We start from the raw sequence: 6808 nt of genomic DNA, 5'->3' as shown, positions 1-6808 counted from the left end.
TGATTTTATAACGAACCATTGAAATATAAGATTAGCAATGAAAAGAAAGGAACGGAGGAAAAGGAGGATGAAAAATTGCCTTTTTGACTCTTTATAGGAGGAAATCAAGGAAACAGAAATAGCATTATAATGCTATTTCTGTTAGCAATTCTCAAAGGTAAAAACCAGAGCTGTCATTTATTGATTAATCAGCGAAAAATCAAATGCAACATCACCGTTACCGATTTTCTACCAATACACAATTTCCCTTTTCTCTATTACCACAGGTAATTTTTCCCGGGTCGTAGTGGACGCCTCCTCTCCCATCTCTGTTATACTTTTGTCTTCTGTAGCCGTTACTTCTCTCATAACCCAGTTTCCATAAGAGTCCAATTTTACGTAATTATATGACTTAGTAGTAACGATTTCAACTTCATAATCGCCAGTATTAATCTTTTCTGTCGCTACAAAAAAATCTTCCTTAGAAGCATAAGAAAATGTAATATTTTCACTCGCTTCCCAATAAGAACATTCTATACCTTTTAGCCTGTTTTCCTTATCATACGAATACTTGAGTTCATATTGAGCGTCCGAGTCTCCGCCATCGGCGGCCTGTCTCCGAACACTCTGAATTCTTCCATTCTTATCACGCTTCAATGTTACTTTCATATCAGTAGAGGATAAATCCTTTCCAGCCAGAAATTCTCCGGATTTTCCATATTCAAATGAGAGTTTTCCGCGATAAGGTGTCTCATCCTTTTCAATCAGGCCTTCTTTGGTAAAAGACAGATTTCTGAAATCTCCATTTTCTTTTCCCTCCTTATCATAAGCTTTCATAACGCACTCTTTAACGTGCCCTTTCAAATTATAACAATCCAAGTCTGATGACCGGAATGAGGCGCGTTCTACTTCTGCAAGAGAATCCGCCTTTTGCTGTTCATCACTACCCTTAGACTGAGTGTTTTTACAACCACATAAACAAACTATGGCAATTGCCATAAAACCAATAATTACTTTTTTCATAACATTCCAATTTATTTATTTCATAATCATTTATCTGTTAAGAAGTTCATTTACACCTACTTTCTTACACTCGTATATTATCTCTCATCACATCCAATAGCATTGGCATCAGTTCCGGTTACGCCATTTACTGTACCATCATTGGTATTATTCAAATAAGTAGTGCTACTCATAACACTCCCGCAAATTCCACCAGTACAATGCTCACCTGTAACTTCACCTTTATTAGTACATTCTTGCAGAATACCGATTGCCCCTGCATTAAGATCTTCAAGTAAATAACCACATATTCCACCTGTATTACCTCCTCCTATAATATCTCCCATATTAGTACAAAGTTCCGTTTTTCCAAAGGAAGCAGCACAAATTCCACCAGCAACCCAAGCCTGCCTCGCATTTATAGAACCATAATTTGTACAATTAAATATTTGGCAATTATCATCAAGTCCATTGCCTATACCCGACACATACACAGTTGACTCTTTTGCAGTCATTGTCCCAGTCATTGTTCCATAATTAGCACATTCTTTTATTACTCCATTATTCATTGAACATATTCCGGAAAGCGTATGACCTCCTTCTATGTTTCCTCTATTCACACAACGGAGAATTTGAGCTTCTTCCATGCCAGAATAGCCACAAATACCACTTATAAAAACAGCATTACCGTCTTGTGATAAAAAATGTTGCGCAACAATGTTAACTTCAGACGAACAGTCAACTATTTTTCCCCTATCATTAAATCCACATAAAGCCGCCACATAATAAATATCCTTGCCAATCACTTCTATCAGTCCTGTACCTAAATGCAAATTACGAATCAAGCCTCTATTTGTGAGTATAAAACCACTACTCCGTTCCGTAGTTGTACATTGCATCTTCAATCCGGAAATAGTATGCTCGTTTCCATCCAGAATTTCATCTTGATTGATTTCATTAATCATATCCCAATTATCAATCGAACTCATATCAATATCCGAAAAAATATTGATTACCCCTTCTTCATTCTTCCACTTCGACAGATCCCCTCCGGCATTCTTCGCATCACGGAAAGCAACCAAATCTTCCAATGAATAAATTCCAGGGGCTTGGGAAGCGCCGGTAGTAAACTGTACAATATCGCTATAAATCGTTTCCCAATAATCTGAGCCTACATTAACGCCCGCAAAAGCATAAATATAATAGGTTATATTCGGTTTTATGTCAATAAGTACACCACTAAATTCTCCTGTTGTTTGATCATAAGTAGTAGTAGCATCAGCATGTATATCTATAGAGATATAATCTCCTGTTCCATTTAATAAATCATTTTCATTAGTCGCATACGCAAAGCCAAAATGAATAAAAGGAACAGGTGGAGTTACTTGTCCATAAGCCCTGACATTCACCCCATCAACCTCAATATCCAAAACTCTCAATGTCGGTAATTCCTTTGTCACAAAAACAAAGACTTCACCGTAGCTGGTACCTTGTCCATTTATCGCATACGCCCGTATGTAATAAGTAGTATTAGGCCTTAATTCATCAATAACCGCACCAAACGTATCGGTCTCTCCATCGACAACTTTCTTCAGATGCCCCGTAGTAGGCGTCGGAGTCTCCGAACTCCAGCAGAAGCCCTTCTCTGTAATTGGTGAGTCCCCATGGCTTAGCACGCGTGCTTCGACCTCTACGGTTACCGCAGTAGAATCTTTCGGAGTAATACTGGATACTACCGGAGCTGTAGAAGTATTAGTAGTAATGGTTACACTTTCTCCATAACCCACTCCTCTGCCATTGATGGCATACGGACGTACCACATAGGCTTTATCGGGAGTTAAATCATTGACCCTCGTGGTGAAAGCGGTAGCTTCCAATGAAACATTACTAACATTATCCTCTACGGTCGGGTCGCCGCCACCCGATAACTTCCAGCAAAAACCACGGATCACAAGCTCACTTCCGCCTTCGTCAATAATCGTAGTCGAAACCGAAAAGCTCTTCTCATCCTTATTAGTCACTTGTAACTCGCCAAATACCGGAGCATTACTCTCCGTTGTTGTGAAAGATTTTATTTCCCCTTTCGCTAAGCTATATCCGCTACCGGCATAAGAACAATAATAATACGTTTTACCCGGTTGAAGGTCTTTCAAAGATATACTGAAAGACGTTACATCCGCAGAAGTAGCTTTCACTTCCGTATATTCCGCCATACTTTGCAATTCGGAATAAAGAATACCAAAGTCGTTTACCACCGTCGCATCGGACTTCTGAATACTGCCCGAAAGTGTGGCGCCCATACGATAAATATCCGACGCTGCTCCTGTAGTAAGGCTTGGGGCGAAATTTGTCGGTTCTGTATCTTTCTCGCAACTTGCCATCAACAATAATAGGCTGCAAGACAATATATATTGTATTTTTTTCATATCGTTACTAATAAATTATCAATAATTGATTTAGAAGAAGAAACCAACACCGGCACTCAACTCCATATACTTAAAGTTCACAGTCTGGCAACCTACTGAAAGTGCGAATTTGCCAAAACGCCCGATAGCGCCGATTTCTGCGGCAATACCCGTGGCAGAGTGATCGACATTTTTCACCAATTCATCCTCTACCGTCTCCCAAGCCAGAGCGCGATTACCATAACCTGCGCCAATATAAGCATAAAGCGGCTTGGTAATGCGTCGCATATATCCGGCGGTTACGGACATACGTGCCTTCTTTGTAACGCCTTCCTTATAATATGGCGTACCTGTCCCGCCACTCGTAAGTTTTCCCGTATCATCACATTCCAGATCAGCGGATACAGAACCGAAATCGCTTCGGAAACGCACATAAGCGCCATTGTTAGCCGCAAAACCTACCATAGCGCCAAAAGAGGTCTGCGAAGGATGCCAGCCGGCTTCAAGCATAACCAATGTACGGCGAGGCTCTTTAGGTTTAATTGTGGATATCATTTGAAATGTAAGACTGCTCGTCTCTCCGGCAACGATGGTAACAGCACTGTCTATAGGGAAAAAGAATTCCTTTTCTATGCGAATACGGTAGTCCTTCAGCGGCATACGATCACTTTTATAAGGCGTTTCTCCGGCTAATTCATCATCTATATAAATTTTCGCATCCTGTTCGGGCAAAGAAAAAACTTCCAGATAACCGAAACGGGGTTTCAATGTGACACTCATAATCTTTTGTTCACTACCCAAATCAACAATACCGGCCTCGGAAGCATACATGGGGGATTCAACCCGATAAGTATGTACGCCTTTCTTCATAGTAGCCGTAAACAGTCCTTTCTCCGTCGGCATCTTTTCATCATCAATGTAGATATCAGCAGTGGCAGGTTCTGTCCGCATAACTATCAACTGCATGTTAGTGTCTGCGGCTACATTCTTCGTTTCATCGTCAACACTGAGTTCTATTTCATACACCATTGCCCTGTCAATGAGGTCGGGGTAGAAATAGTTACGTAGAACGCCATACTTCTCGTGCATAATAGAGATACGTCTTGCCCCGCGTGGAATGTACAGCCAGATTTCTCCCGGCTTATTCTCGCGTGCTACAATTCCAAGGGCATCCGGTTCAAAGATAAAATCCCTCTCGGTAGTAACGATACGGATAAGGGCACAAATCTCACCATTCTGATCTTTCTTCGGAGCAGTGATGCGTGCCGAAATATCAGTCTCCATCCGCTGAAAAGAGGTAACCTGAATTTTGTTTTGCGCTGTCACCGAATGTGGAACAGCAAACAGGAATAATAACATTATCAAACCTGCAGGAAATAAACGTGTAATAGAACTGTTTGTCATATACGTTTTTCGTTTCTTCCGCCTATCCTCAGTTAGCGGGGATTATATATAAAGAAAGCGTGAGGACTGTTATTGTCTATTTCTTCTCTTTCAAGGCTCTGGAAAATGCCCGACACCATAAATAGACAACAGCCCTCACGCCTAAGTTTATACATAGACGTGAAGAAACTATTGCTATTACCCCATGGCGTTTTGAATTTTCCAGATTCGAAAGAGAAGGGGATAATAACTTTACGCTTCTTGCGCTTAATAATTCTAAAAAACAAAAACCATAACTGCTATTTATCACTATAAATTAGCACAGTTTTGCCTGCAAATATAAAACTTTTTTGTGATTATCTTCTATAATCACCTGAAATTATAATATGAAAATTATAGATTCTTCGCTACTTTGGTGCAAGCAGTTTGCTTCAAACTGTTTATTCATCGTAGTTTTAGAAGAAATTACATCTTCGTGGTTTTTACGCAATAATCATTTAAGTTATAGTAGAAGGGAATCTTGCAACCATTATACCAGAAAGGGAACTGCATTGCAGAATGTGCCCCAATATTCACCTAAAGTTGCATAGAAGTGACGAACCACATCCTATAGTATTACCCATTTCCCAGCTTTAGTGGAACCTTCGTGCTTGATGACACTGTTTTGGGTTAGCTGTTGTAAATGATGCCTTATACTTTCGGGTGATCGATTCAACAACACAGCTAATTCTTTACGTGTTACTTGCGGATTTGCCCCTATTATTGCCATAATCTCTTCTTGAATTTTCTTGGGCTTTTCTTGGGGGCTTCTTGGGGGTTTCTTGGGCTTCCAGTACATTCTCTGCCCCAAAACCTGCCTCAAAATACTTTCCTGAAACTTTTTCCACTACTCTGAAAGCCGTAATCAGCGAAAAATCAAATGCAGCTTCACCATTACCGTTTTCTACTAATTCCTTTTGAACCCGATACACGCCACGGCTGAAACGATTGACATAACCCAACATCTTCATGGCTTCAGCAATAAACGGATTACGATAGTCGCTTACATTTGGGAAGTTTGCAGGGCTGACTTTCCCATATAATCCGCCTGGGTTTTGAACTTCAATCCGGTCGTCGTATTCGTAGAACTGCACTGGGGTGTTGGTTTCATATAGTTCGCTCAATGTGATAACTTTCCGTATCAATGAGGATATGTTTGAGTTCGTCTTTGGCAATCATAATATTTTTGTTCTTACATTCCTTTATACAACTTGAAATCAATCTTATAACGATAAAACTCAATATTCGAGGTAACCGCTAACGCCCTTTTCAAACGAGTGTCTGCTTCCAACGCGATTATCATCCCTTTTACTGCTTGATTAGGCTCTGCCAATTCTTCTTTCACGTAGCCCATATATCGCTGAATCTGTCCAACAACGACATCCGATGTTCGACCTTTCTTTAACTCAATAACCAAGATAGTCTTCTTATCCTTACTGATAGCTAAAATATCTATCGGGCCTGTATCGCTTGGATATTGTTGACCAACTAAATCACCATTGTCTTCATAAATATCGTATTCTTTGGCAAGTGGCGTGTGTTTCCAGTTTTGAACCAGTCGAACGCTGCAATTCGGAACTCATTTCTTTTCGGGAAATAGTTTTTTGCATCCATTGAACCGAACGGCAATGAAAAAGCGGCTTACTTGGATCATAAAAATAATTACCAAAAATAGCATCTACATAATATTCGCTATTCCCATTGGGACATAAAACAATATCGCCAATTTTCAGTCCTTTACAGATAGTCCAAAGCATACCACAGGACAATCCTGCCGAAACTTTTCCTTTCTTAGGATTTTCCTGTAAGTAAATGGGTATAAATTCTTTATTGAATAATCGCCATTCTTCCGGAAACTTCCCTGATAAATCCTGATTTATATTAAAATCAGCCCCAATATAATTTTCTTTCAAGCAGGTGTCAGCGTAAATTCCACCTTTGCCTAACATGATTCGGTTGTACTGCTTCATCTTAAAAATATTTCTTTTAGTTCCATCGGA

7 protein-coding genes are annotated in these 6808 nt (G+C 39.9%); all 7 read right to left on the bottom strand.

From position 1 onward, the window contains the following. Positions 1-228 precede the first annotated feature (228 nt). Positions 229-1002, bottom strand: coding sequence for a hypothetical protein (locus B2Z67_RS10870; protein ID WP_291529847.1), 774 nt, complete (start codon positions 1000-1002; stop codon positions 229-231). Positions 1003-1079: 77 nt separating this feature from the next. Then, positions 1080-3407, bottom strand: a complete 2328-nt coding sequence (locus B2Z67_RS10865; protein WP_291529846.1) for a fibronectin type III domain-containing protein — start codon at positions 3405-3407, stop codon at positions 1080-1082. A 30-nt stretch (positions 3408-3437) separates the two neighbouring features. Beyond that, positions 3438-4790 carry a PEGA domain-containing protein gene (locus B2Z67_RS10860; RefSeq protein ID WP_291529845.1) on the bottom strand — a complete coding sequence of 451 codons (1353 nt, stop codon included), beginning with the start codon at positions 4788-4790 and terminating at the stop codon, positions 3438-3440. Between the two features lie 586 nt (positions 4791-5376). After that, on the bottom strand, positions 5377-5538 hold the full coding sequence (locus B2Z67_RS15945; RefSeq protein WP_414630804.1) for a winged helix-turn-helix transcriptional regulator: 162 nt from the start codon (positions 5536-5538) through the stop codon (positions 5377-5379). Beyond that, positions 5501-5953, bottom strand: a complete 453-nt coding sequence (locus B2Z67_RS10855; protein ID WP_414630803.1) for an ATP-binding protein — start codon at positions 5951-5953, stop codon at positions 5501-5503. Before B2Z67_RS10855 ends, B2Z67_RS15945 begins: the two co-directional genes overlap by 38 nt. Positions 5954-6000: 47 nt before the next feature. After that, entirely contained in the window at positions 6001-6321 is a 321-nt protein-coding gene (locus B2Z67_RS10850) for an endonuclease NucS domain-containing protein (RefSeq protein ID WP_291529851.1), read from the bottom strand. Beyond that, the gene (locus B2Z67_RS10845; protein ID WP_291529844.1) at positions 6314-6778 is read right to left on the bottom strand and encodes a hypothetical protein; all 465 of its coding nucleotides are present in this window, start codon (positions 6776-6778) and stop codon (positions 6314-6316) included. The genes B2Z67_RS10850 and B2Z67_RS10845 overlap by 8 nt, the downstream gene beginning before the upstream one ends. Between the last annotated feature and the right edge of the window lie 30 nt (positions 6779-6808).

Source organism: Bacteroides sp. UBA939, assembly GCF_002293435.1.
In the GTDB taxonomy this organism is placed as follows: domain Bacteria; phylum Bacteroidota; class Bacteroidia; order Bacteroidales; family Bacteroidaceae; genus Bacteroides.
Note: the sequence above shows the minus strand (reverse complement) of the source record. Positions and strands in the feature narration are given on the sequence as shown.

Bases quoted from the DNA above. Each gene is read 5' to 3' on its own strand.
- B2Z67_RS10870 (WP_291529847.1), bottom strand. From the start codon at position 1,002: ATGAAAAAAGTAATTATTGGTTTTATGGCAATTGCCATAGTTTGTTTA.
- B2Z67_RS10865 (WP_291529846.1), bottom strand. From the start codon at position 3,407: ATGAAAAAAATACAATATATATTGTCTTGCAGCCTATTATTGTTGATG.
- B2Z67_RS10860 (WP_291529845.1), bottom strand. From the start codon at position 4,790: ATGACAAACAGTTCTATTACACGTTTATTTCCTGCAGGTTTGATAATG.
- B2Z67_RS15945 (WP_414630804.1), bottom strand. From the start codon at position 5,538: ATGGCAATAATAGGGGCAAATCCGCAAGTAACACGTAAAGAATTAGCT.
- B2Z67_RS10845 (WP_291529844.1), bottom strand. From the start codon at position 6,778: ATGAAGCAGTACAACCGAATCATGTTAGGCAAAGGTGGAATTTACGCT.